The organism is Jiangella alkaliphila (assembly GCF_900105925.1).
Classification (GTDB): Bacteria; Actinomycetota; Actinomycetes; order Jiangellales; family Jiangellaceae; genus Jiangella; species Jiangella alkaliphila.
Window position 1 is genome coordinate 2,403,093 of record NZ_LT629791.1, and the last position, 20,595, is coordinate 2,423,687.

Genomic DNA, 20,595 nt, shown 5'->3' on the forward strand with positions numbered 1-20,595 from the left:
GCGCGTCACCGTGCAACTGTCGAGAGCCGGGGCCGCGCCGTTCAGACACCCGTCGAGCGGCGCCCGGCCCGTCGGTCCGGGTTCGGGTACTTGGTCCGGGTAGGCTGCGGTCGTACGAGCGTGCAGCGCCGCCGTCGTCTCTGCGCCCACGTACGACGACGACAGCGACACACCGCAGGAGACGATACGTGGCCACGATCGAAGCAATCGGAGCACGCGAGATCCTCGACTCCCGGGGCAACCCGACGGTCGAGGTCGAAGTGGCGCTCGACGACAGCACCATCACCCGCGCGGCCGTTCCGTCCGGCGCCTCCACCGGCGCGTTCGAGGCGGTCGAGCTGCGCGACGGCGACGCCGCCCGCTACGCCGGCAAGGGCGTCGAGAAGGCCGTCACGGCCATCATGGACGAGATCGCCCCTGAACTGCTCGGCTTCGAGGCCAGCGACCAGCGCCTCGTCGACCAGGCGCTGATCGACCTGGACGGGACGCCGAACAAGGGCAAGCTGGGCGCCAACGCCATCCTCGGCGTCTCGCTGGCGGTAGCCAAGGCCGCCGCCGACTCCGCCGAGCTGCCGCTCTTCCGCTACCTCGGCGGGCCCAACGCGCACCTGCTGCCGGTGCCGATGATGAACATCCTGAACGGCGGCGCGCACGCCGACAGCAACGTCGACATCCAGGAGTTCATGATCGCGCCGATCGGCGCCGAGACCTACCGCGAGGCGCTGCGGTGGGGCGTCGAGGTCTACCACACGCTCAAGGGCGTGCTGAAGGAACGCGGCCTGTCGACGGGGCTGGGCGACGAGGGCGGCTTCGCGCCGAACCTGCCGAGCAACCGCGACGCGCTCGACATCATCGTCACCGCCATCGAGAAGGCCGGCTACACGCCGGGCGCGCAGATCGCGCTGGCCCTCGACGTCGCGTCCACGGAGTTCTACGACGACGGCAAGTACACCTTCGAGGGCAAGAGCATCTCGGCTGCGGAGCTGACGAAGTACTACGAGGAGCTGGCCGGCGCCTACCCGCTCGTCTCCATCGAGGACCCGCTGTCCGAGGACGACTGGTCCGGCTGGGCCGCGCTCACCGACGTGCTGGGCAGCAAGGTGCAGATCGTCGGCGACGACCTGTTCGTCACCAACCCCGAGAGGCTCGAGCGCGGTATCAAGGACCACGCCGCCAACTCGCTGCTGGTCAAGGTCAACCAGATCGGCTCGCTGACGGAGACGTTCGACGCGGTCTCGCTGGCGCAGCGGTCCGGGTTCACCTGCATGATCAGCCACCGGTCCGGCGAGACCGAAGACACCACCATCGCCGACCTCGCCGTCGCCACCAACGCCGGCCAGATCAAGACCGGCGCACCGGCCCGGTCCGAGCGGGTCGCGAAGTACAACCAGCTGCTGCGCATCGAGGAGGAGCTCGACGACGCCGCCCGCTACGCCGGCGCGTCGGCCTTCCCGCGGTTCCAGGCGTAGGAGCGGGCCGTGCCCACGTCGCGCCGTTCGCCCAGCGCCCGCCCCGCGGCGGGCGCAGGCACGGCGCGACGTCCCAGCGCGGGCCGCGCCGGCCGTCCGTCGGCCCGCGCGCCCAAGGGCGGCACCGCCGCGGCACGGCCCCGCACCGGGGCCGACGCCGGCGACGGGCCGCCTCCTCCGCCACCACCGCGGCGGCCGCAGCCGAAGGGCGGCCGCCCTTCGGTCACCGGCCGGGCCGCGGTGCTCGCGCTGGTGCTGGCGGTGCTGCTGGTGTCGTACGCCTACCCGCTGCGGACCTGGTTCGACCAGCACCGCGAACGGGTCGAGCTGCAGCGCGAGCAGGACGAGCTGACGGCGTCGGTCGACGACCTCGAGCAGGAGCTGCGGCTGTGGGAGGACCCCGCTTACGTGGCCGCCCAGGCGCGCGAGCGGCTCGGCTTCGTGCTGCCGGGCGAGCAGAGCTACATCGTGCTGCCCGACCCGGACGCGCCGGACGACACCGCCGCCGAGGCCGGCGGGCTGCCGCCGTCCGGTCAGGGCACCTGGTACGAGCGGCTCTGGGCGTCGGTGACGTTCGCCGACAGCCCGCCGCCCGATCCCGAGGCACCCGTCGACGAATGACCGCCGCCCCGCCCACCCCCGCCGACCTCGACACCGTCACCCAGCAGCTCGGCCGCCCGGTCCGGGGCGTCCGCGCCGTTGCCGCACGGTGCGCCGGCGGGCACCCGTCCGTCGTCGAGACCGAGCCGCGGCTGCCCGACGGCACGCCGTTCCCGACGCTCTACTACCTGACCTGCCCGCGCGCCGTCGCCGCGACGTCGACGCTGGAGTCCGTCGGCGTCATGCGCGAGTGGACCGACGAGCTGGCCGGCGACGCCGACCTGGCCGCCGCCTACCGCGCCGCGCACGAGTCGTACCTGGCCCGGCGCGAGGCGATCGGCCACGTCGACGAGATCGCCGGCGTCACCGCTGGTGGCATGCCCGACCGCGTCAAGTGCCTGCACGTCCTCGTTGCGCACAGCCTCGCCGCCGGGCCGGGCGTCAACCCGTTCGGCGACCGCGCCCTGGAGCTGATGGCGCCGACGTGGACCCCGGCGGCCTGCGACTGGAGCCCCGCGTGACGCGCGTCGCCGCCATCGACTGCGGCACCAACTCGATCCGCCTGCTCGTCACCGACCTCGACCCGGCGGCGAACCTCCAGCACGACCTCGACCGCCGGCTGCGCATCGTCCGGCTCGGCAAGGACGTCGACCGCACCGGTGTGCTCGCCCCCGAGGCGCTGGCCCGCACGTTCGAGACGCTGCATGAGTACGCCGCCGTCATCGCCGAGCTCGGCGCCGACCACGTCCGCATGGTCGCCACCAGCGCCACCCGCGACGCCGCCAACCGCGACGAGTTCGTCGCCGGCGTCGTCGATGTCCTCGGGGTCGAGCCGGAGGTCGTGTCGGGCGCGGCCGAGGCCGGACTCTCGTTCGACGGCGCGGTGCGCGGGTTGGCCGGCGACGGCGACGCGCCGTACCTCGTCGTCGACATCGGCGGCGGCTCGACCGAGCTGGCCCTCGGCGGCGACCACGGCGTCATCGCCGCCCGCAGCGTCGACATCGGCTGCGTCCGGCTGACCGAACGGCGGTTCCAGGCCGACCCGCCCACGCCCGATCAGGTCGCGTCGGCCCGGGCCGACATCGAGGCCGGGCTGGACGAGGCCGCCGCCGTCGTGCCAATCAGCGACGCTCGGACGCTGGTCGGGCTCGCCGGCTCGGTGACGACGGTCGCCGCGATCCACCTGGGGCTGGCGGAGTACGACTCCACGGCGATCCACCACAGCCGCATCCCGGCGGCGCAGGTGCGGGCGATCAGCGACCGGCTGCTGACGCTGACCCACGACGAGCGGCTGGCGATCGGGCCGATGCACCCCGGCCGGGCCGACGTCATCGCCGCCGGTGCGCTGGTGCTGCGCTGCGTGGTCGACCGCGCCGCCGTCGACCACGTGCTGGTCAGCGAGCACGACATCCTCGACGGCATCGCCTGGAGCGTCGTCTGAGGCCGCGGCCTCAGGACAGCGCGGCGATCGCTTCTTCCCAGCTCCGCAGGTAGCCGGCGAACCCGGCGGCGAACCGGTCCAGCTCCGCCGCGGCGGCGTCGGTGAGCGCCGTCATCGCGTACGTGACGGTGACGTCGCTGCCGCCGCCGTCGCCCGGCCGCAGCGCCACGTGCACCGTCCCGGCCCGCTCGCCCGGCGTCACGCGGGCGTAGGAGACGCTCCGGCCGGGGTCGCGGTGCAGCACGACCCAGATCGTGGGTGCGCCGTGCGCGTCGGTCTCGAACACCGTGCCGGGCGCGGCGTCGTCGTCCGTGGGCCCGGCGAACCGCGGCTCCCAGCCGGGCGCCCAGGCGATCTCGCCGCGCGGTGTGAACAGCACGAACGCCTCGGCCGGCGGCAGGGCGACGTGCAAGGTGCCGGTCAGATCGTGCTGCGCCCCGGTCATGCCGCGAACGGTAGCAGCGACGGTCTTCAACTGCCGTTCAGCTCCCGGCCGTGTGTCGGTTCAGGCATACCGCGACGATTCGGACTGGACCGATTCGCCGACTCGACGAGAGAAGGGCCTTCACATGTCCGGAGCACTGACCCGGCGCACGCTCATCGCGGGTGCCTCCGCAGCGGGTCTCGCCCTGACTGTCCCGCGCGCCGCCAGCGGCGCCGAACCCACCGCGTACGCCGCCTTCCGCGTCGTCCGTACCCGGCCCGACACCCCCAGCGTCCCGGAGATCACGCTGCCGGCCGGCTACAGCATCCTGGCCGGGACCCGCTACTCCGTCGCCAGCCGAGCGGAGTACTACACGTTCGTGGTCGGCCCGCGCTCCACCGGCATCGAGATCGCCGTGCGCTGGCCGGACGTCGCGGTCGAGACGGTCGTCCACCAGGACACCCGACTGGCGCTGCGCCCCGACCCCGCCGACGGCGACCGGTTCACGTTCACGCTCCCCGTCACCCAGACGTCGGCCGACGCGAACCAGCCGACGCTGCAGGTGTGGAGCTTCCCCGAGAACGTGTCGGGGATGAACTGGCGCATCGAGCACAACGACGCCGACCGCGTCGCCGGCCCGTGGACGACGGTGCCGTGGCCGGCCGGCGAGGTGAAGTCGGTCGTGCACCAGCTGGTCGCCGCGAACTACATCTGCCACGCGTCGGGCCTGGTCGCGACGGCGGCCGCGAAGGGTCACCGGTGGGTGCTGATGGGCTTCGAGACCAACAACACGCTGCACGCCGACAACCCGCCGCACTGGCACATCTCCTACAACTCCGGCCGTGACTTCAACGCCAAGACGCACAACCCGCATCTCTGGCTCGACCGCGAGGGCAAGAATTTCTACAACGGCATGGACGTCACCGGCCTCGGCCGGCTGCGCTACTACGTCGGCGACCCCGCGCCGCTGTACGACTTCATCGGGACGGACAACGGCGGGCGCGGCAACCTCACCTGCACGATGACGCTGCGCGAGGACGGCGGCATCGACCTCGCCGCGCCGACCGGCCCGACGTACGCGATCGCCGCCGGCCGCGACGGCACGCTGCTCGAGGAGGTCACGGTGCTGCGCGACAATGCGCCGTGGCTGCGTATCGCCACCGTCGACCGGGTGAAGTTCGGCGTCACCGCGTTCGAGGTGACCGGCCTGGCCGACCCGAGCGAGAGCGTGTCGCGGGTGCTCCGCTACGACCGCCTCACCGGCGTCATCACTCGATAGGCACAATATGGGGCGTGCTGCTGCCCCATCCGCTCACCGGCCAGCCGTTCCCCAGCCCCGTTCCGCCGGGGACCGGCTGGCCCGGCGACCCGGCCGGGCCGGACACCCCGGTGGCGAGGTCGGCCGCCGACGTCGCGCGGCTGGCGGCTGGCGCGTCGCTGGCCGAGGTGGTCGCGCGCTCCTCGGTGTGCCGGGCCTGCCCGCGGCTGGTGACCTGGCGCGAGGACGTCGCCCGGGAGAAGCGCAAGTCGTTCGCGGACCAGCCGTACTGGGGCCGGCCGACGCCGGGCTGGGGCGACCCGCGGCCGCGGGTGCTGGTCTTCGGGCTGGCGCCCGCGGCCAACGGCGGCAACCGCACCGGCCGCGTCTTCACCGGCGATCGCAGCGGCGACTGGCTCTACGCCGCGCTGTACCGCGCCGGCCTGGCCAGCCAGCCGACCGCGACGCACGCCGGTGACGGCCTGGAGCTGATCGGCGCCCGCATCGCCGCCGCCGTCCGCTGTGCACCCCCTGACAACAAGCCGACGCCGGGGGAGCGCGACGCCTGCGTGCCGTGGCTGGACCGCGAGGTCGAGCTGGTGCTGCCGACGGTGCGCGCCGCGGTCGCGCTCGGGTCGTTCGCGTGGGCCGCCGCGCTGCGAACGCTCGGCCGGGCCGGGCTGACCGTGCCCCGGCCGCGGCCGGTGTTCGGGCACGGCGCCGACGTGACGCTGGACCCGGCGGACGGGTCGCCGGCGACGGCGCCGGTGCGGCTGATCGGCAGCTACCACCCGAGCCAGCAGAACACCTTCACCGGCAGGCTCACCGAGCCCATGCTCGACGACGTGTTCGGCCGGGCCGCCGCGACCTAACGTCAGGCCGGGAGGGTGCCGCTCTCGATCTCGCGCACCTCGACGCCGCCGCCCTGCCGCACGACGGGGTTCTGCCCGGCGATCGCGACGGCGGTCTCGAGGTCGGGCGCCGCGACGACGTAGATGCCCGCGACGACCTCCTTGGTCTCCAGGAACGGGCCGTCGGTGACGCCGCCGGCCCGCACCGACCGGGCCTGCGCGCCGGGCTGCAGCGCGTACGCCGCGACCATCGAGCCGGCGCCCGCCAGCTCGTCGGCGTGCCGGTCGTGCACGCCGCGCTCGTCCGCCGCCGCGTCTGCCGGCTCTCCAGGTGCGTAGATCAGGATCGCGTAGTGCGACATGAGGGTCCTCTCTCTGGTCGGTGCCTTCACCGAGTCCGTCACGCGGCGGCCGGCGGAATCGACAACCGCGACGAGAGAATTCTCAGTCGCCGCCCGGTCGGGAGTTGGCCGGTGTGCCAGGTGGTCCCCGCCCGCCGGGGGGCCTCCCACCCTACGGGCGGGCGCCGACGTCGGCGGGCAGCTCCAGTCCCAGGTGGTCGCGCAGCTCCGAACGCCCGGCGTCGGTGATCCGCAATGCACGGGACTGCCTCGACCGCACGACCCAACCCGCCTCGACGGCGTGGGAGCACAGCGCCGCTCCGGTGGCGCCGCCGAGGTGCGGCCGCCGCTCGGTCCAGTCCAGGCACGAGCGGACCAGCGGCCGCCGCGACGCGGGTGGCCAGGCGCCGACCAGTGCGGCCAACCAGCGGTCGCCGTCGTCGGTGAGGGTGAGGCCGCGGTCCCAGGAGAGCAGGCCGCGCGCCGTCATCGCGTCGGTCACCGCGACGCCGAGGGTGCCGGCCAGGTGGTCGTAGCAGGTCCGGGCGGCGGCCAGCGCCCGCCGGCGGTGTGCCGTCGTCAGCGAACGCACCGGCGCGGCCGCACCGGGAGGAGCGGCGGCGGCCAGCCGCTCGACCAGCTCGGCGGCGTGGTCGGCCAGCCGCAGACAGCGGTGCCGGCCCTGCCGCACCTCGGTGAGCAGGCCGCCGGACACCAGCAGGTTCAGGTGCTCGGTGGCCGTCGACCGCGCGACGCCGGCGGTCCGGGCCAGTTCGGCGGCGGTCCAGGCCCGGCCGTCCATGAGCGCCAGACATACCGTCGCCCGGGTGCGGTCGGCGAGCAGCCCGGCCAGGCCGGCCAGGGCCGTTCCCGCCAGTGCGGTGTCGGTCATGTCCACCATCATCGCCCCGTGACGGTTCGGCCGGCGCCGAACCGTCACGGGCCTAGCGTCGACCGGCGTGGACCACGTGACGATCGCCCCCAGCATCCTGTACGTCGGCACTCCGGTGGCGCTGCTGGCGTCCGAGAACCCGGACGGCACGGCCAACCTGGCGCCGATGTCGTCGGCCTGGGCACTCGGCCAGGTGATGGTGCTCGGGCTCGGCACCGAGGGGCAGACCGCGGCCAACCTCGCCGTCCGGCCGGACCTGACGATCAGCTTCCCGGCCCCGGAGCTCTGGCCGGCGGTCGAGCGGCTGGCCCCGCTCACCGGCCGCGATCCGGTGCCGGCGAGCAAGCCCGGGTTCCGGTACGAACCGGACAAGTTCGCCGCCGCCGGCCTGACGCCCGCGCCGTCCGAGCTGGTCGGCCCGCCGGGGGTGGCCGAGTGTCCGCTGTGGCTCGAGGCGACGGCCGAGGTTCGCCCGGGCGCCGACAGCACGTTCGTCGTCGTCGAGGCCCGGGTGCTGCGCGTGCACGCCGACCCGGACATCGTCGTGCCCGGTACGCAGCACGTCGACCCGGCGCGGTGGACCCCGTTGATCTACAACTTCCGGCACTACTTCGGGCTCGGCGGCGAGCTGGGGCACAGCTTCCGCTCCGAGACGCCGCGGATGTGGTCGAGCGCACCTTGAAATGGCTTGTGAACGCATTCACAAGCCCCTAGGCTAGGGGTATGAACGGGAGAGTCGGACGCACCGGAACCCCGCACATCCTCATCGTCGGCGGCGGGTACGTCGGCATGTACACCGCGCTCGGGCTGCAGCGGTCCCTGAAGCGGAGCCAGGCCCGCATCACCGTCATCGACCCGCGTTCCTATATGACCTACCAGCCGTTCCTGCCCGAGGCGGCGGCCGGTTCGCTGGAGCCGCGGCACGTCGTCGTGCCCCTTCGCCGGGTCCTGAAGCGCAGCAACGTCATCACCGGCGAGGTCACCGCGATCAGCCACGCCGCCAAGACCGTGACCGTCAAGCCGGAGATCGGCAACGACTACCAGCTTGGCTACGACATCCTCGTCGTGGCGCTCGGGTCGATCTCGCGGACGCTGCCGATCCCCGGCCTCGCCGAGGTCGGCATCGGCTTCAAGCAGATCGAAGAGGCGATCGCCCTGCGCAACCACGTCCTCGACCGGCTCGACGTCGCCGCGTCGACCACCGACCCCGAGGTGCGCAAGCGGGCACTGACGTTCGTCTTCGTGGGCGGCGGGTTCGCCGGCGTCGAGGCGCTCGGTGAGCTGGAGGACATGGCCCGCTACGCGCTGCGGTACTACCCGCAGCTCAAGCCCGGTGACATGCGCTGGGTGCTGGTCGAGGCCGCTGGGCGCATCCTGCCCGAGGTCGGCCCGGAGATGGGCGAATACACCGTCGTCGAGCTGAGCAAGCGCGACATCGAGATCCGCCTCGAGACGCTGCTCGAGTCCTGCGTCGACGGCCACGTCGTGCTGTCCAAGGGCAGGCCGTTCGACGCCGACACCATCGTGTGGACCGCGGGCGTCAAGGCCAACCCCGTCCTCGCCAACACCGACCTGCCGCTGGACGAGCGCGGCCGGCTGCGCTGCCTGCCCGAGATGCGCATCGACGGTCTCGACGACGCGTGGGCGGCCGGCGACAACGCCGCCATCCCGGACCTCAGTGCGGGGCAACCGAACGTGTGGACGGCGCCTAACGCCCAGCACGCCGTGCGGCAGGCGAAGCTGCTGGCCAAGAACATCGTCGCCGACCTCGAGGGTGGGCTGCCGAAGCCGTACAAGCACAAGTACATCGGCTCGGTCGCCAGCCTCGGCCTCTACAAGGGCGTCGCGCACACCTACGGCATCAAGGTCCGCGGCTTCCCGGCCTGGTTCATGCACCGCACGTACCACATGAGCAAGATGCCGACGTTCAACCGCAAGTTCCGCGTGGTGGTCGACTGGACCCTGGCGCTGCTGTTCAAGCGCGAGGTCGTCACGCTCGGCCGCATGCGGATGCCACGCGAGGACTTCCGCCGGGCCGCGCAACCGGGCGCGCCGCGGGCCGCGCAACCGAGCGCTCCCCGCCAGGCGGAGACAGCCACCACGGCGGGCGGCCGGCTTCCGCGCGGCTGAGCCACCGCGCGGACGCTCCGCTCGCCGTGGGCGGCCCCTGCCGAAAGCCGTGGCAGCGACCCCGCCGTCTCGCTAGCGTGGCAGGGGAGGGGCACGGACTGGGAGGTCGCCATGTCCACTGGGGGAGCGGCGGGACGCATCGCCGGGCTGGTCGAACGGCTGCTGGGGCGGCCGCTGCCGCTGGGCATCCGCACCTGGGACGGCGCGCACGCCGGCCCGCAGGACGGCCCGGTGCTGGTCATCCGGTCCCGCCGGGCACTGCGCCGGTTGCTGTGGCAGCCCGACGAGATCGGCCTGGCCCGCGGCTGGGTGGCCGGTGAGCTGGACGTCGAAGGCGACCTCGACGAGGCGCTGACCAGGCTCGACGACACCCTGCGGGAGCTCGGCCGCCGCGGCCGGTTCAGTGCCGCCGACCGCGCCGAGGTCATCCGGCTGGGGGTCATGCTCGGCGCCGTCGGGCCGCCGCTGAAGCCGCCGCCCGAGGAGGTCGTGCTGGCCGGCGACCGCCACTCCAAGGGCCGCGACCAAGCCGCCATCAGCCACCACTACGACGTCGGCAACGACTTCTACGAGCTGGTCCTCGGCCCGTCGATGGTCTACTCGTGCGCCTACTGGACCGGCGACGCCGCCACGCTCGAGGAGGCCCAGCGGGCCAAGAACGAGCTGATCTGCCAGAAGCTCGGGCTCCGGCCCGGCATGCGGCTGCTCGACGTCGGCTCCGGCTGGGGCTCGCTGGTGCTGCACGCCGCCGAGCACCACGGCGTCGAGGCCGTCGGCGTCACACTGTCGGTGCCGCAGGCCGAGTACGCCAAGCAGCGAGTCGCCGACGCCGGCCGGTCCGACGCGGTCGAGATCCGCGTGCAGGACTGGCGCGACGTCGCCGACGGCCCGTTCGACGCCATCGCCAGCGTCGGCATGGCCGAGCACCTGGGCGCGGCGACGTGGCCGGAGTACTCCGCCCGCTTGTACAGCCTGCTGCGGCCCGGCGGCCGGCTGCTCAACCACCAGATCGTGCGGTCCGGGCGGCCGCGGGCGCACGGGCTGGCCCGGCCGCGGCGGACGTTCATCGACGCGTACGTGTTCCCCGACGGGGAGCTGATCCCGATCGGCGACGTCGTGCAGCGGCTGGAGGCGGGTGGGTTCGAGGTGCGCGACGTCCAGGCGCTGCGCGAGCACTACGCGCGGACGCTGCGCGCGTGGGTCGCGAACCTGGAACGCGGCTGGCGGCGCGCCGTCGAGCTGGCCGGCGAGGGCCGGGCCCGCGTGTGGCGGCTCTACATGACCGCGTCGGCCGTCTCGTTCGACGCCGCCCGCATCGGCGTCGACCAGGTGCTGGCCGTGCGCCCACATCGCGACGGCCGAAGTGACCTGCCGATGGTGCGTCCGGTTGGATGGAGCCTGTGAGCCTCATCGCCGTCACCGTCATCGGACACGACCGCCCCGGCATCATCGCCGACGCCACCGCCGGCCTGGCCGGACTCGGCCTGAACCTCGAAGACTCCACCATGACCCTGCTGCGCGGTCACTTCGCCATGATGCTGATCTGCTCCGGCGACCGGTCGCCGGCGGAGGTCCAGCAGGCGCTGGCCGGGCTGGCCGCCGACGGACGGCTCCAGGTGTCGGCTGCCGCCGTGCCCGACGAGGATGGCGCCGGCTCGCGGTCGCTGCGGCCGTACGTGCTGACGGTGCACGGCGGCGACCGCCCCGGCATCGTGTCCGCCGTCACCGGCGTGCTGGCCGAGGCCGGCGGCAACATCACCGACCTCACGACCCGGCTGACCGGCGACCTCTACGTCGCCATCGCCGAGGTCGACCTGCCCGCCGACGCCGACGCCGACGCGGTGGGCGGCCGGCTCCGCGACGCCGGCGCCGAGCTGGGTGTCGGCGTCACCCTGCGGCCGCAGGAGACCGACGTCCTGTGAGCATCGCCGACTGGACCGAGGCCGACCTCGGGGTGCCGGGCCGCGTCCTCACCGTGGTCCGCGCCCCCGACCCCGTCCTCGCCGCGCCGTCCCCGCTGGTCGACCCCGCCGACCCGAAGGTCGTGCAGCTCGCCGCCGACCTCGTCGCCACCATGCGCGTCTCGCCCGGCTGTGTCGGCCTCGCCGCCTGCCAGGTCGGCGTCGCCGCCCACCTCTTCGCCGTCGACGTCAGCCAGCACCCGAAGACCCGCACCGGCCACGGCACCTTCGCGCTCTGCAACGCCGAGGTGGTCGAAGCGACCCGCAAGGAGAAGGGCCGCGAGGGCTGCATGTCCGTCCCCGACCTCACCGGCGACGTCAAGCGCGCCACCCGGCTGACGGTCCGCGGCCTGCTGCCCGGCAGCGGCGAGGAGTTAACCGTCGAGACCGACGCGTTCGAGGCCAGAGCGTTGCAGCACGAGATCGACCACTGCGCCGGCTTCCTCTTCCTCGACCGCGTCGCCGGCGCCCACGCCGTCTTCCCGCGGCAGACCTACCTGTAGCCGCCGGCCTGGGCGCCGGGGTCTCACACCCGCCTGACACGTGACCCGATCGTGTCCGGAATGGGAGGTTTCGTCAGGAGACAGGCGACCTGCCGGACGCGATACTGAATCCGGCCCCCGTAGCCCAATCGGCAGAGGCATCAGCCTTAAAAGCTGAACAGTGTCGGTTCGAGTCCGACCGGGGGCACACCAAGTTTGCACACACTGCGCTCCTGGAGCGCCGCGAGGCCGTCCTCGTGGCGATGTCACATCCTTGCCGGTCCATCTCGTCTGGGGTTTGAGAGCCGACCCCAGAGATTCGGAGAATTCATGAGCAAGGTGTGGTTCGTCACCGGTTCATCCCGCGGCTTGGGTCGCCAGTTCGTGGAGGCCGCCCTGTCTCGCGGCGACAAGGTGGCGGCGACCGCCAGGAACAGCGCAACCCTGAAGGATCTGGTCGGCACCTATGGCGATGCGGTGCTCCCGCTCGACATGGACGTCACCGACAGAGCCGTGGTGTTCGAGAGTGTGCGGCGAGCCGAGGAGCACTTCGGCCGTCTCGACGTCGTCGTCAACAACGCGGGCTACGCCCTGATCGGCGCGGTCGAGGAACTGGCCGAGCAGCAGTTGCGAGACGTACTGGAGACCAACGTGTTCGGCGCGCTGCGGGTCGTCCAGGCCGCGCTGCCGTACCTGCGCGTGCAGGGCAGCGGGCACCTCATCCAGATGTCGTCCATGGCGGGCCTGTTCGCGGCACCACTCGGTGGCGGGTACCACGCATCGAAGTGGGCTCTCGAGGTCCTGAACGACTCGCTCGCGCAAGAGGTCGGCGAGTTCGGCATCAAGGTGACGGTGGTCGCACCCGGCGGCTTCGCCACCAGGCGCGGCGGGGAGAAGCCCGATCCACTCACCGACGGCGACCAGGCCGGCCGCAATCCGATCTACGACGGCCTCCGCCAGCGCATCGCCGCGTTCATGGGCAAGTCGCCCGGCGGCGACCCGGCGGCCGCGGCCCAGGCCCTGCTCAAGATCGTCGACTCCGAGAACCCGCCCCTGCGAGTGTTCTTCGGCCCCCAGGGCTATCAGATCATCCAGAAGGTCTACGCCGACCGGCTCAAGACCTGGGCGGACTGGCAGGATCTCTCCGTCGAAGCCCACGGCAGACCCGAACACGACCTCGGGCCCACCGTGGTCTGAGTGCTTCGGCGACGCTCGCGACTATTCGATGGCGAGTGCCGACTCGGCGGGCCGGCCACGCGTCGCCCGCCAGGCGGGTAGCAGCGTGGCGCCGAGGGTCAGCAGAACGGCCAGGCCGGCCGTCGCCGCGTAGATGAACGGGGAACCCGACGGCAGCACCGAGTCGAGGCGCTTGAGGCTGACCGGGACCAGGATCGCGATCGAGGCCATGGTGCCCAGCGCTACGCCGCTGACGGCGACGATCGCGCCTTCGATCCCGACCATCCGCAGCACCTGACCGCGGGTCGAGCCCGCGAGCCGCTGCAGCCCGAACTCCCGCCGCCGCGCGGTCGTGCTCGACGCCAGGGTGTTGATCACCGTGATGGCCGCATACCCGGCGATCATGATCACCATGATGTAGATCGCGAAGGTGGCGGTCGTCCGCTGTTCGTCGTACTCGCTGAACAGGACGTCGCGGCCGCTCACCGTCAGTCCGTCCTGGCCGGCGAGCAAGTCCGTCAGATCGGCCCTGAGGGCGCCGGGGTCGGTGTCCGCGTCGGCGGTGACCAGGATCCGCGTCGCGAACCCGTCGGTGGTGTGCGCGGCCAGGGTCTCGGTCGGCAGCAGCAGCGTGTCGTAGTCGTCCGGGGCGGAGAACAGCGCGGCCACCTGAGCGTCGATCGTGGTGTTGTCGCCCATCCGCAGCGAGATCGTGTCGCCGACGTCGACGCCCAGCCTGCCGGCGTGCTGGTCTTCGAGCGCGACCGTGTCACCGCGCAGGTCGGCGAAGTCGCCGGCGGTGACGTCGACGGGTGTGGTGGCGTCCGCGCCGCCGGCGGTGACGCCCTGGAGGTTCCAGCCCTCACCCGCCGGTGAGCTGTCGTCGGGGTTCTCGATGAACCCGGTGCTGCTGACGTACTCCGACGCGCCGGCCACGCCGGGCAGCTCGTCGATCCGCTCGACCAGGTCCGGGTCGAGCCCGTCCTCGGCGGTCACGACCGCGTCGGCGATGAGGCTGTCCGCGAAGATCTGCCGGTCGGCGTCGTCGTTGGTCGTCTGCAGGTACAGCATGCCGGTCGCCACGCCGGTCAGCAGGACGACCGGTGCCATCACCGCCGCCATCCGGCCGGTCCGGCCGCGGGCGTTGAGCACGGCGAGCTGGCCGGTCACGCCGCCCAGCGCGCGCACGGGCCACTGGAGGACGAAGGTCATGACCTTCGCCAGGACGGGGGCCAGCAGGGCGAATCCGATGGCGAAGACGATGACCGCGGGCGCAGCCGTGGCCGGAGTGAGCGGTCCGCTCATCACCGCGATGCTGACGAAGGTCAGGGCGACCCCGCCACCGATCAGGAGCAGTGCGATGAAGGCTCGCCACCCGCCGATCAGCCTGCCTTCGAGAGAGGCTTCGGCGAGGGCCTGGGTGGGCTTGATGCGCGCGGCTCTCCGCCCGGCACCCAGGGCACCGGCGAGCGCCGCGATCACCGCGATCCCCATCGCGGCCACCGTCGGTATCCAGCCCTGGTGGAAGGCCACCCCTTCGGTGGCGATGCCGCGATCGGCCAGCTGGTCGAACACGAACTCGCCCAGGAACCGGCCCGGGGCGATGGCCAGCGCGGTGGCGACCAACGACAGTGCCAAGGTCTCACGGAGGATCAGCCGGCGCACCTGACGGGGCGTGGATCCGATGGCCCGCAACAGCGCGAGCTCCTGCTGGCGCTGAGTGATCGACAGGGCCAGCATCGACGCCACTCCGAAGACCGACACCATGATCGCGAAGGCGGTGAAGACGCCGGCCAGGGCGACGATGTTCACACTGGTGCCCTTGGCCTCGCGCAGTTCCGCCTGCCCCCGCTGGTCGCCCACCAGGGTGGTGGTGGTGCCGTCCAGGTCGGCGTCGATGCGCTCCCGGACCTCGCCCACGTCCGCGCCGGGCTCGGTCACCACGCCGATCGCGTCGACGGTCCCCGCGGGCGGGTCGCCGTCGAAGACGTAGGTCGTCGTCTCCTGCACACCCGGCAGGTCCGAGATCGTGTCCTCCAGCCCGGCGTCGATGCGGACCCGCTCGGGCAGGATCGCCGGTTCGTCCGGGTCGCCGCCGCGAGCGTCGTACTCCTGGTTGCCGGCGACGACGATGTCGGCCGAGGCGAGCTGCTGCGGAGGAACAGCCGTGCGGATGCCCGTCTCGATCAGCCCGCCACAGGCCATCACGATGGCCGCGGCGAAGAACATGGCGAGGAACGCCGCCACGAACGTGCCCATCCGGAACCGCAGCGTGCGAAGCGCCAGTCGCAACATCAGCGCCGCCCTCCCGCCACCGTCGCCGAGGACGGGAGGGGTACGTCGTCGGCGAAGGCGCCCAGGCGGGTCATCCGCTCGGCCACGGCGGCCGCCGTCGGCGAGTGCAGCTCGCCCACCAGACGCCCGTCGGCGAGGAACACGACCCGATCGGCGTAGGACGCCGCGACCGGATCGTGCGTCACCATCACGATCGTCTGGCCGGCGGTCCGCGCCGAGTGCCGCAGCAACCCGAGAACGCCCCGCGCGGTCCCCGTGTCCAGCGCGCCCGTCGGCTCGTCGGCGAAGATGACCGCGGGCTCGGTGATCAACGCCCGCGCGATGGCGACCCGCTGTTGCTGCCCGCCGGACAGCTCCGCCGGACGATGCCTGCTCCGCTCGGCCAGGCCGACCTGTTCGAGCACGCTCGTCACCCGGCCTCTGGCCGGCTTGCGCCCGGCGAGCCGCAGCGGCAACGTCACGTTCTGCCGCACCGTCAGGACCGGGAGCAGGTTGAACGCCTGGAAGACGAAGCCGATGCGGTCGCGCCGCAGCTTCGTCAGCTCGGTCTCGTCCAGCTCGCTGAGCTCGTGGTCCTCGAGGAGCACCGAACCCGACGTCGGCTGGTCGAGCCCGGCCGCGCACTGGAGCAGCGTGCTCTTGCCGGATCCCGACGGGCCCATGATCGCCGTGAACGTGCCCCGGCCGAACCGCGTCGTCACGCCGTCGAGCGCCACCACCTGGTTGTCGCGCTTGCCGTAGACCTTGTGGACGGCCGTCAGCCGGACCGCGTCGGTCGTGTTGTCGCTGTCGTGGGACATTCCTCATGCCGCCTTCCTGTCCGGCTCGCGCCGGACGATTCAGCAACCCATGCTCCCCACGGACGAGCCGCCGGTCGTCGTCCCTCGCAACCGACTTCGTCTGGTGCGTGTGCACTAGGACAGACGGTTGCTGAGGACGATGCCCGCCGGGTCGCCGCCTCGTATCGTGGGCCGTGTGCTGGCCAACGGGGACATGCGACCAGGCGCACCGTGGTGGCGTGAGGCGGCGATCCTCGCCACCACGTTCGTGCTCTGTCTCTCCGGCGGCGTCGCGCACGCCGACGGCACGTTCGGGCCGCCGCCGGCCGCGGCGTACGTCGTCGCGGTCCTGATGTGCGCCGTGCTGCCGCTGCGGCACCGCGCGCCGCTGGCCGCCCTGGCCCTCACGACCGCGGGCGGCCTGCTGGTGGCCCCGGTGGGTCTGCTGCTGACGCCGCTCGTGGTGGCCCCGGCCGCGGTCGCCGCCTACGCCCTCGCGGTGCGCGACGAGAGGCGGGCGGCGGCCGCGATCCCGGTGTCGGCGGCGCTGCTGGTCTCGACGACGCCCTTCGCCGAGACGCTGTCGTGGCAGGACGTGACGCGGCTGGGCACGGTGGTCGCGGTCCCGTTGGTGGCCGGGGTGCTCGGGTGGTCGGTGCAGAACCGGCGGGCCTACCTGGGCGCCGTCGAGGAGCGGGCCCGCCGGGCCGAGAAGAGCCGTGAGAGCGAGGCGCGCCGGAGGGTCGCCGAGGAACGGGTGCGCATCGCCCGTGAGCTGCACGACCTCGTGGCCCACCAGATCACCCTGGCCAACGCCCAGGCCATGGTCGCCGCCCAGGTGTTCGACGTCCGTCCCGAGCAGACCCGCGAGAGCCTGGAGGACGTCATCGAGACCACCAGAAACGCCCTCGACGACCTGCGCGCCACGGTCGGCCTGCTGCGTCAGTCAGGCGACGCGGTCGCGCCCGCCGAACCGGTGCCCGGGCTGTCCCGGCTCCCCACCCTGCTCGAGTCGTTCCGCCGCGCGGGCCTGGAGGTCTCGGTGCACGAGGAGGGCACGGCCAGGCCGCTGCCACCGGGGGTGGACCTCACCGCCTACCGCATCATCCAGGAGGCGTTGACGAACGTGACCAAGCATGCGGGCTCCGGCGACGCCCAGGTGGGCCTGGTCTGGAGCCGCGACCGGCTGACCATCACGGTCGCCGACGACGGGACGAACGTTCGTCCGGCCCCGGACCGGCCACCCGGCTTCGGCCTGATCGGGATGCGCGAACGAGCCGCCGCGGTCGGCGGGCAGCTCTCCGCGCGCCGGCGCCCGGAGGGTGGCTTCCTCGTCTCCACCGACCTGCCGCTCCCGGCCGTCAGGAGCACGCGATGACGGTCCGCGTGCTCCTCGCCGACGACCAGGCCCTGCTGCGCCAGGCGTTCCGGACCCTGTTCGACACCGCCGACGACCTCACCGTCGTCGGCGAGGCCGCCGACGGCAGGGAAGCGGTGAGTCTCACCCGCGAGCTGCACCCGGACGTGGTGGTCATGGACATCCGGATGCCCGACGTGGACGGCCTCACCGCCACGGCCGAGATCTGCGCCGACGCGGAGCTGCAGGCCACCCGCATCCTGATCCTCACGACCTACGAGACCGACGAGCACGTCGCCCAGGCGCTCCGTGCGGGCGCGAGCGGCTTCATCGGCAAGGGCATCGGGGCGGCCGAGCTGCTGGACGCCGTCCGCACGATCGCCGACGGCGAGACGCTGCTCTCGCCGGCCGCGACCCGCGCACTGATCGCCCGCTTCCTGGCCACACCGGCCGACAACGCGCCCGCGCACCGGCCCGAGCAGCTCGACGCCCTCACCCCGCGCGAACGCGAGATGGTGGCCCTGGTCGCGACCGGCCTGTCCAACCAGGAGATCGCCGAGCGGATGTACCTCAGCCCCTTCACCGTCCGGGCCCACGTGCAGCGCGCCATGACGAAGCTGCAGGCCCGCGATCGCGCGCAGCTCGTCGTCATCGCCTACCAGTCGGGCCTGGCCTACGGCGCGAACGGCGGCATGGACCAGTCGTCGTGAACCGGGCTCTTGCGAAAACAGTGTCCATAGGACACAGTTAGCTCGCGGGCACGCGGACAAGCACACCGTCGGCTGAGACGCGCGAGAAGGAGACGTCATGGGCAAGGTCATCGCAGGAATCTCGATGTCGCTGGACGGGTTCATCACCGCGCCGGACGTCACCCGCGACCAGCAGCTCGGCGACGGCGGCGAGGTCCTGCACGCGTGGCTGCGTCATCCGGACCCGCGCGACACCGAGCTGCTGGCGGCGATGGGCGAAGGGCTCGGATCGATCCTGATGGGCCGGCGGTCCTACGACCTGGCCGAGGGCGACGGCGGCTGGGGTGACGGCGGACCGGCCGGCCCGGCGCCGTGCTTCGTGCTCACCCACAACCCGCCGGCGCCGGCGACGGTCCGGGCACCGTCGGTCTTCACGTTCGTCGCTGACGGCATCCACAGTGCCGTGAAGCAGGCCAAGGCGGCCGCCGGCGACAAGGTGGTCGGAGTGCACGGCGCCAGCGCCACCCAGCAGTGCCTCGCCGCCGGTCTCATGGACGAGATCCAGCTCCATCTGGCCCCGGTCCTGCTCGGCGGCGGCACCCGGCTGTTCGAGCATCTGGGCGGCCGGTTCCAGCTCGAGCGCACCATGGTGATCGAGACGCCGAACGCCACTCACCTGCGGTTCAGGGTGATCCGTTGACCGACGGCCCAGGCGCGGCCGTCGTGACGACCGAGGCGAACGCGGCGCCGAGGGCATCGGCCACTGACGACGCCTCGCCGAGGTAGCCGTTCACCATCGCGCCGTCCCGGAGGATCATCAGCTGCCTTGCGGCGGAGTCGACGTCGTCGACGCCGGCCTCCGCGGCGATGCCGGCGAACTCGTCGAGCATCCAGCGGCGGTGCGCGGCCACCGCGACCCGGACCGGGTCGCCGGGGTCGGCGTACTCCGCCGCCGCGTTGATGAACGCGCAGCCCCGGAACCCCGGACGGCAGCTCGCGGCGCCGATGTCGGTGGCGAGGGCGCGCAGCGACCCCACGGCGTCGCCCTTGCGGCGGACGCTCTGCATCCACGCGCGCTCGGCGGCCGCCTGCTGCTCCAGGTAGGCCACCACCAGCTCACTCTTGGTGCGGAAGTGCCGGTAGAACGTGACCTTCGTGATGCCGACCTGCTCGATGATGCGGTCGGCGCTGGTGGCGCGGATGCCGTGGGCGTAGAACAGCTCGTTCGCCGCGGTGAGGATGCGCGTTCTGGTGGCCGGCCCCGAGGGGGTGCGCGTCGCCGGTTCGGTGACGTCGGCGTGCATGTGTGCTCCCCTCCCGGCCGGGGCCGATTGCGCCAGCGCTGCGGACAGTCTAGAGTCGTTTATGTAGACGTACTAGTAACTCTACATGCCGACGAACTGGGAGATCTGATGTCCGCACCCCTGTACACCGCCATCGCGACCTCGACCGGCGACGGCCGAGCCGGAGGCCGCGCGGTGACCGACGACGGCCTGCTCGACGTGACGCTCGCCGTCCCGAAGGACATGGGCGGCCCGGGCGGGGCGACCAACCCGGAGCAGCTGTTCGCGGCGGGCTGGGCATCGTGCTTCCACTCGGCCCTGAAGCTCGTGGCCTCGCGGCGCAAGGTGTCGCTGGCCGATTCCACCGTCGTCGCCGAGGTGTCGATCGTCCCGGCCGGGGCCGGCGGATTCACGCTGACCGCCGCGCTGCGCGTGCACGTCGGCGGCGGGATCGCCCAGGAGCTCGCCGAGAGCCTCACCGCCGCGGCGCACGAGGTGTGCCCCTACTCGGCCGCCACGCGGGGCAACGTGCCCGTCACGCTCACCACCACCGTCGCCCAGCCAGCACACGAATGAGGACCATCGTGACCACGCTCGAATCGACGTCCCCGTCGACGTTCACCGCGACGCTTCGCCGCCTGTACGTCGTCCGTTTCGCCTTCGCGGTCGTCTGGGCGGTGTTGCTGTTCCTGACGCCGGACGGCACCGGGCCGCTGCTGACCGTCCTCCTGGTCGTCTATCCGCTGGCCGACGCGGCCGCCGTTCTCTGGCAGCTGCGATCGGACCACCACACGGCGGGCCCGCGGGTGGCGGAGTGGGCCAACGTGGTGGTCAGCGTCGTCGTCGCCATCGTGCTCGGCTGGGTGTCGTCCGGGTCCGTCGCCGCCGCCCTCGGGGTCTGGGGCGCGTGGGCCGCGGCCGCCGGAGTCGCGCAGCTCGTCACCGCGGTACGGCGCCGGAGCTCCGGTGGCCAGGTGCCGCAGATCCTGAGCGGCGCCCTCTCGATCGTGGCCGGGCTCGCCTTCCTGGCGCAGTCGTTCCAGGACCCGGACAGCATCTCCGGAGTGGGCGGCTACGCCGTCCTCGGCGGGATCTTCTTCCTGATCTCCGCCGTCCGCCTGGGGCGGCAGACAAACCCGTTGCCGCGTCGGTGATCGTCCTTCGAGA

23 protein-coding genes and 1 tRNA gene are annotated in these 20,595 nt (G+C 72.8%); 18 read left to right on the forward strand and 6 right to left on the reverse strand.

Going from position 1 to position 20,595, the window contains the following annotated elements:
• The first annotated feature begins 188 nt into the window (after positions 1 to 188).
• Genes eno through BLV05_RS11250 form a run of 4 tightly spaced genes read left to right on the forward strand, consistent with a single transcriptional unit; the run spans position 189 to position 3,510 of the window.
• Positions 189 to 1,469: a phosphopyruvate hydratase gene (gene eno / locus BLV05_RS11235; RefSeq protein WP_046770870.1), complete on the forward strand. Its 1,281-nt coding sequence runs from the start codon at positions 189 to 191 to the stop codon at positions 1,467 to 1,469.
• Positions 1,470 to 1,478: 9 nt separating this feature from the next.
• Positions 1,479 to 2,090: an FtsB family cell division protein gene (locus BLV05_RS11240; RefSeq protein ID WP_082155555.1), complete on the forward strand. Its 612-nt coding sequence runs from the start codon at positions 1,479 to 1,481 to the stop codon at positions 2,088 to 2,090.
• A complete protein-coding gene (locus BLV05_RS11245) occupies positions 2,087 to 2,590 on the forward strand; it encodes a DUF501 domain-containing protein (protein ID WP_046770872.1) in 504 nt (167 codons plus the stop codon). Before BLV05_RS11240 ends, BLV05_RS11245 begins: the two co-directional genes overlap by 4 nt.
• Positions 2,587 to 3,510 (forward strand): Ppx/GppA phosphatase family protein, encoded by a 924-nt coding sequence (locus BLV05_RS11250; protein WP_046770926.1) that lies wholly within the window; start codon positions 2,587 to 2,589, stop codon positions 3,508 to 3,510. Before BLV05_RS11245 ends, BLV05_RS11250 begins: the two co-directional genes overlap by 4 nt.
• Before the next feature lie 10 nt (positions 3,511 to 3,520).
• Here the strand turns inward: BLV05_RS11250 and BLV05_RS11255 are convergent, their stop codons facing one another.
• Positions 3,521 to 3,955 carry an SRPBCC family protein gene (locus tag BLV05_RS11255; RefSeq protein ID WP_046770873.1) on the reverse strand — a complete coding sequence of 145 codons (435 nt, stop codon included), beginning with the start codon at positions 3,953 to 3,955 and terminating at the stop codon, positions 3,521 to 3,523.
• A 124-nt stretch (positions 3,956 to 4,079) separates the two neighbouring features.
• Here BLV05_RS11255 and BLV05_RS11260 point away from each other — a divergent pair, with 124 nt between their 5' ends.
• Both BLV05_RS11260 and BLV05_RS11265 read left to right on the forward strand, forming a co-directional pair.
• Positions 4,080 to 5,213: a hypothetical protein gene (locus tag BLV05_RS11260; protein WP_046770874.1), complete on the forward strand. Its 1,134-nt coding sequence runs from the start codon at positions 4,080 to 4,082 to the stop codon at positions 5,211 to 5,213.
• Between the two features lie 14 nt (positions 5,214 to 5,227).
• Complete coding sequence (locus BLV05_RS11265; protein WP_046770875.1) at positions 5,228 to 6,064, forward strand: uracil-DNA glycosylase; 837 nt, start codon at positions 5,228 to 5,230, stop codon at positions 6,062 to 6,064.
• Between the two features lie 2 nt (positions 6,065 to 6,066).
• Here BLV05_RS11265 and BLV05_RS11270 read toward each other — a convergent pair whose 3' ends face one another.
• Both BLV05_RS11270 and BLV05_RS11275 read right to left on the reverse strand, forming a co-directional pair.
• Positions 6,067 to 6,405, reverse strand: a complete 339-nt coding sequence (locus BLV05_RS11270) for a YciI family protein (protein WP_046770876.1) — start codon at positions 6,403 to 6,405, stop codon at positions 6,067 to 6,069.
• 151 nt (positions 6,406 to 6,556) lie between these two features.
• Complete coding sequence (locus BLV05_RS11275) at positions 6,557 to 7,285, reverse strand: ArsR/SmtB family transcription factor (protein WP_046770927.1); 729 nt, start codon at positions 7,283 to 7,285, stop codon at positions 6,557 to 6,559.
• 58 nt (positions 7,286 to 7,343) lie between these two features.
• On the opposite strand from BLV05_RS11275, the gene BLV05_RS11280 reads away from it, so the two are divergent.
• The 7 genes from BLV05_RS11280 (at position 7,344) to BLV05_RS11310 (ending at position 13,046) form a co-directional block, all read left to right on the forward strand.
• Positions 7,344 to 7,958 (forward strand): flavin reductase family protein, encoded by a 615-nt coding sequence (locus tag BLV05_RS11280; RefSeq protein ID WP_046770877.1) that lies wholly within the window; start codon positions 7,344 to 7,346, stop codon positions 7,956 to 7,958.
• 41 nt (positions 7,959 to 7,999) lie between these two features.
• Entirely contained in the window at positions 8,000 to 9,406 is a 1,407-nt protein-coding gene (locus tag BLV05_RS11285; RefSeq protein ID WP_046770878.1) for an NAD(P)/FAD-dependent oxidoreductase, read from the forward strand.
• A gap of 111 nt (positions 9,407 to 9,517) precedes the next feature.
• On the forward strand, positions 9,518 to 10,810 hold the full coding sequence (locus BLV05_RS11290) for an SAM-dependent methyltransferase (protein ID WP_046770879.1): 1,293 nt from the start codon (positions 9,518 to 9,520) through the stop codon (positions 10,808 to 10,810).
• Positions 10,807 to 11,328 carry a glycine cleavage system protein R gene (locus tag BLV05_RS11295; RefSeq protein ID WP_046770880.1) on the forward strand — a complete coding sequence of 174 codons (522 nt, stop codon included), beginning with the start codon at positions 10,807 to 10,809 and terminating at the stop codon, positions 11,326 to 11,328. Before BLV05_RS11290 ends, BLV05_RS11295 begins: the two co-directional genes overlap by 4 nt.
• Positions 11,325 to 11,870, forward strand: coding sequence for a peptide deformylase (locus BLV05_RS11300; protein ID WP_046770881.1), 546 nt, complete (start codon positions 11,325 to 11,327; stop codon positions 11,868 to 11,870). The genes BLV05_RS11295 and BLV05_RS11300 overlap by 4 nt, the downstream gene beginning before the upstream one ends.
• A gap of 113 nt (positions 11,871 to 11,983) precedes the next feature.
• Positions 11,984 to 12,057: transfer RNA gene (locus BLV05_RS11305), tRNA-Leu, on the forward strand.
• Between the two features lie 122 nt (positions 12,058 to 12,179).
• On the forward strand, positions 12,180 to 13,046 hold the full coding sequence (locus BLV05_RS11310; protein ID WP_046770882.1) for an SDR family NAD(P)-dependent oxidoreductase: 867 nt from the start codon (positions 12,180 to 12,182) through the stop codon (positions 13,044 to 13,046).
• Positions 13,047 to 13,067: 21 nt separating this feature from the next.
• On the opposite strand, the gene BLV05_RS11315 is transcribed toward BLV05_RS11310, so the two are convergent.
• Both BLV05_RS11315 and BLV05_RS11320 read right to left on the reverse strand, forming a co-directional pair.
• On the reverse strand, positions 13,068 to 15,320 hold the full coding sequence (locus BLV05_RS11315) for an FtsX-like permease family protein (protein WP_046770883.1): 2,253 nt from the start codon (positions 15,318 to 15,320) through the stop codon (positions 13,068 to 13,070).
• Positions 15,320 to 16,120: an ABC transporter ATP-binding protein gene (locus tag BLV05_RS11320; protein ID WP_046770884.1), complete on the reverse strand. Its 801-nt coding sequence runs from the start codon at positions 16,118 to 16,120 to the stop codon at positions 15,320 to 15,322. The genes BLV05_RS11315 and BLV05_RS11320 overlap by 1 nt, the downstream gene beginning before the upstream one ends.
• A 139-nt stretch (positions 16,121 to 16,259) precedes the next feature.
• Here BLV05_RS11320 and BLV05_RS11325 point away from each other — a divergent pair, with 139 nt between their 5' ends.
• From BLV05_RS11325 to BLV05_RS11335, 3 genes are all read left to right on the forward strand, one after another.
• The gene (locus BLV05_RS11325) at positions 16,260 to 17,477 is read left to right on the forward strand and encodes a sensor histidine kinase (protein ID WP_052762807.1); all 1,218 of its coding nucleotides are present in this window, start codon (positions 16,260 to 16,262) and stop codon (positions 17,475 to 17,477) included.
• Positions 17,474 to 18,166 carry a response regulator transcription factor gene (locus tag BLV05_RS11330; RefSeq protein ID WP_046770885.1) on the forward strand — a complete coding sequence of 231 codons (693 nt, stop codon included), beginning with the start codon at positions 17,474 to 17,476 and terminating at the stop codon, positions 18,164 to 18,166. Before BLV05_RS11325 ends, BLV05_RS11330 begins: the two co-directional genes overlap by 4 nt.
• Before the next feature lie 97 nt (positions 18,167 to 18,263).
• On the forward strand, positions 18,264 to 18,845 hold the full coding sequence (locus BLV05_RS11335) for a dihydrofolate reductase family protein (RefSeq protein WP_046770886.1): 582 nt from the start codon (positions 18,264 to 18,266) through the stop codon (positions 18,843 to 18,845).
• On the opposite strand, the gene BLV05_RS11340 is transcribed toward BLV05_RS11335, so the two are convergent.
• Positions 18,829 to 19,449, reverse strand: a complete 621-nt coding sequence (locus BLV05_RS11340; RefSeq protein WP_046770887.1) for a TetR/AcrR family transcriptional regulator — start codon at positions 19,447 to 19,449, stop codon at positions 18,829 to 18,831. The two genes, BLV05_RS11335 and BLV05_RS11340, sit on opposite strands and share 17 nt — an antisense overlap.
• A 108-nt stretch (positions 19,450 to 19,557) precedes the next feature.
• Here BLV05_RS11340 and BLV05_RS11345 point away from each other — a divergent pair, with 108 nt between their 5' ends.
• Positions 19,558 to 20,004: an organic hydroperoxide resistance protein gene (locus BLV05_RS11345; RefSeq protein WP_046770888.1), complete on the forward strand. Its 447-nt coding sequence runs from the start codon at positions 19,558 to 19,560 to the stop codon at positions 20,002 to 20,004.
• 8 nt (positions 20,005 to 20,012) lie between these two features.
• Positions 20,013 to 20,582 carry a DUF308 domain-containing protein gene (locus BLV05_RS11350; protein WP_052762822.1) on the forward strand — a complete coding sequence of 190 codons (570 nt, stop codon included), beginning with the start codon at positions 20,013 to 20,015 and terminating at the stop codon, positions 20,580 to 20,582.
• The last annotated feature ends 13 nt before the right edge of the window (positions 20,583 to 20,595 follow it).

Bases quoted from the DNA above. Each gene is read 5' to 3' on its own strand.
- BLV05_RS11310 (WP_046770882.1), top strand. From the start codon at position 12,180: ATGAGCAAGGTGTGGTTCGTCACCGGTTCATCCCGCGGCTTGGGTCGC.
- BLV05_RS11260 (WP_046770874.1), top strand. From the start codon at position 4,080: ATGTCCGGAGCACTGACCCGGCGCACGCTCATCGCGGGTGCCTCCGCA.
- BLV05_RS11290 (WP_046770879.1), top strand. From the start codon at position 9,518: ATGTCCACTGGGGGAGCGGCGGGACGCATCGCCGGGCTGGTCGAACGG.
- BLV05_RS11340 (WP_046770887.1), bottom strand. From the start codon at position 19,449: ATGCACGCCGACGTCACCGAACCGGCGACGCGCACCCCCTCGGGGCCG.
- BLV05_RS11320 (WP_046770884.1), bottom strand. From the start codon at position 16,120: ATGTCCCACGACAGCGACAACACGACCGACGCGGTCCGGCTGACGGCC.
- BLV05_RS11245 (WP_046770872.1), top strand. From the start codon at position 2,087: ATGACCGCCGCCCCGCCCACCCCCGCCGACCTCGACACCGTCACCCAG.
- BLV05_RS11335 (WP_046770886.1), top strand. From the start codon at position 18,264: ATGGGCAAGGTCATCGCAGGAATCTCGATGTCGCTGGACGGGTTCATC.
- BLV05_RS11330 (WP_046770885.1), top strand. From the start codon at position 17,474: ATGACGGTCCGCGTGCTCCTCGCCGACGACCAGGCCCTGCTGCGCCAG.
- BLV05_RS11270 (WP_046770876.1), bottom strand. From the start codon at position 6,405: ATGTCGCACTACGCGATCCTGATCTACGCACCTGGAGAGCCGGCAGAC.
- BLV05_RS11255 (WP_046770873.1), bottom strand. From the start codon at position 3,955: ATGACCGGGGCGCAGCACGATCTGACCGGCACCTTGCACGTCGCCCTG.
- BLV05_RS11285 (WP_046770878.1), top strand. From the start codon at position 8,000: ATGAACGGGAGAGTCGGACGCACCGGAACCCCGCACATCCTCATCGTC.
- BLV05_RS11315 (WP_046770883.1), bottom strand. From the start codon at position 15,320: ATGTTGCGACTGGCGCTTCGCACGCTGCGGTTCCGGATGGGCACGTTC.
- BLV05_RS11345 (WP_046770888.1), top strand. From the start codon at position 19,558: ATGTCCGCACCCCTGTACACCGCCATCGCGACCTCGACCGGCGACGGC.
- BLV05_RS11325 (WP_052762807.1), top strand. From the start codon at position 16,260: ATGCCCGCCGGGTCGCCGCCTCGTATCGTGGGCCGTGTGCTGGCCAAC.
- BLV05_RS11275 (WP_046770927.1), bottom strand. From the start codon at position 7,285: ATGGTGGACATGACCGACACCGCACTGGCGGGAACGGCCCTGGCCGGC.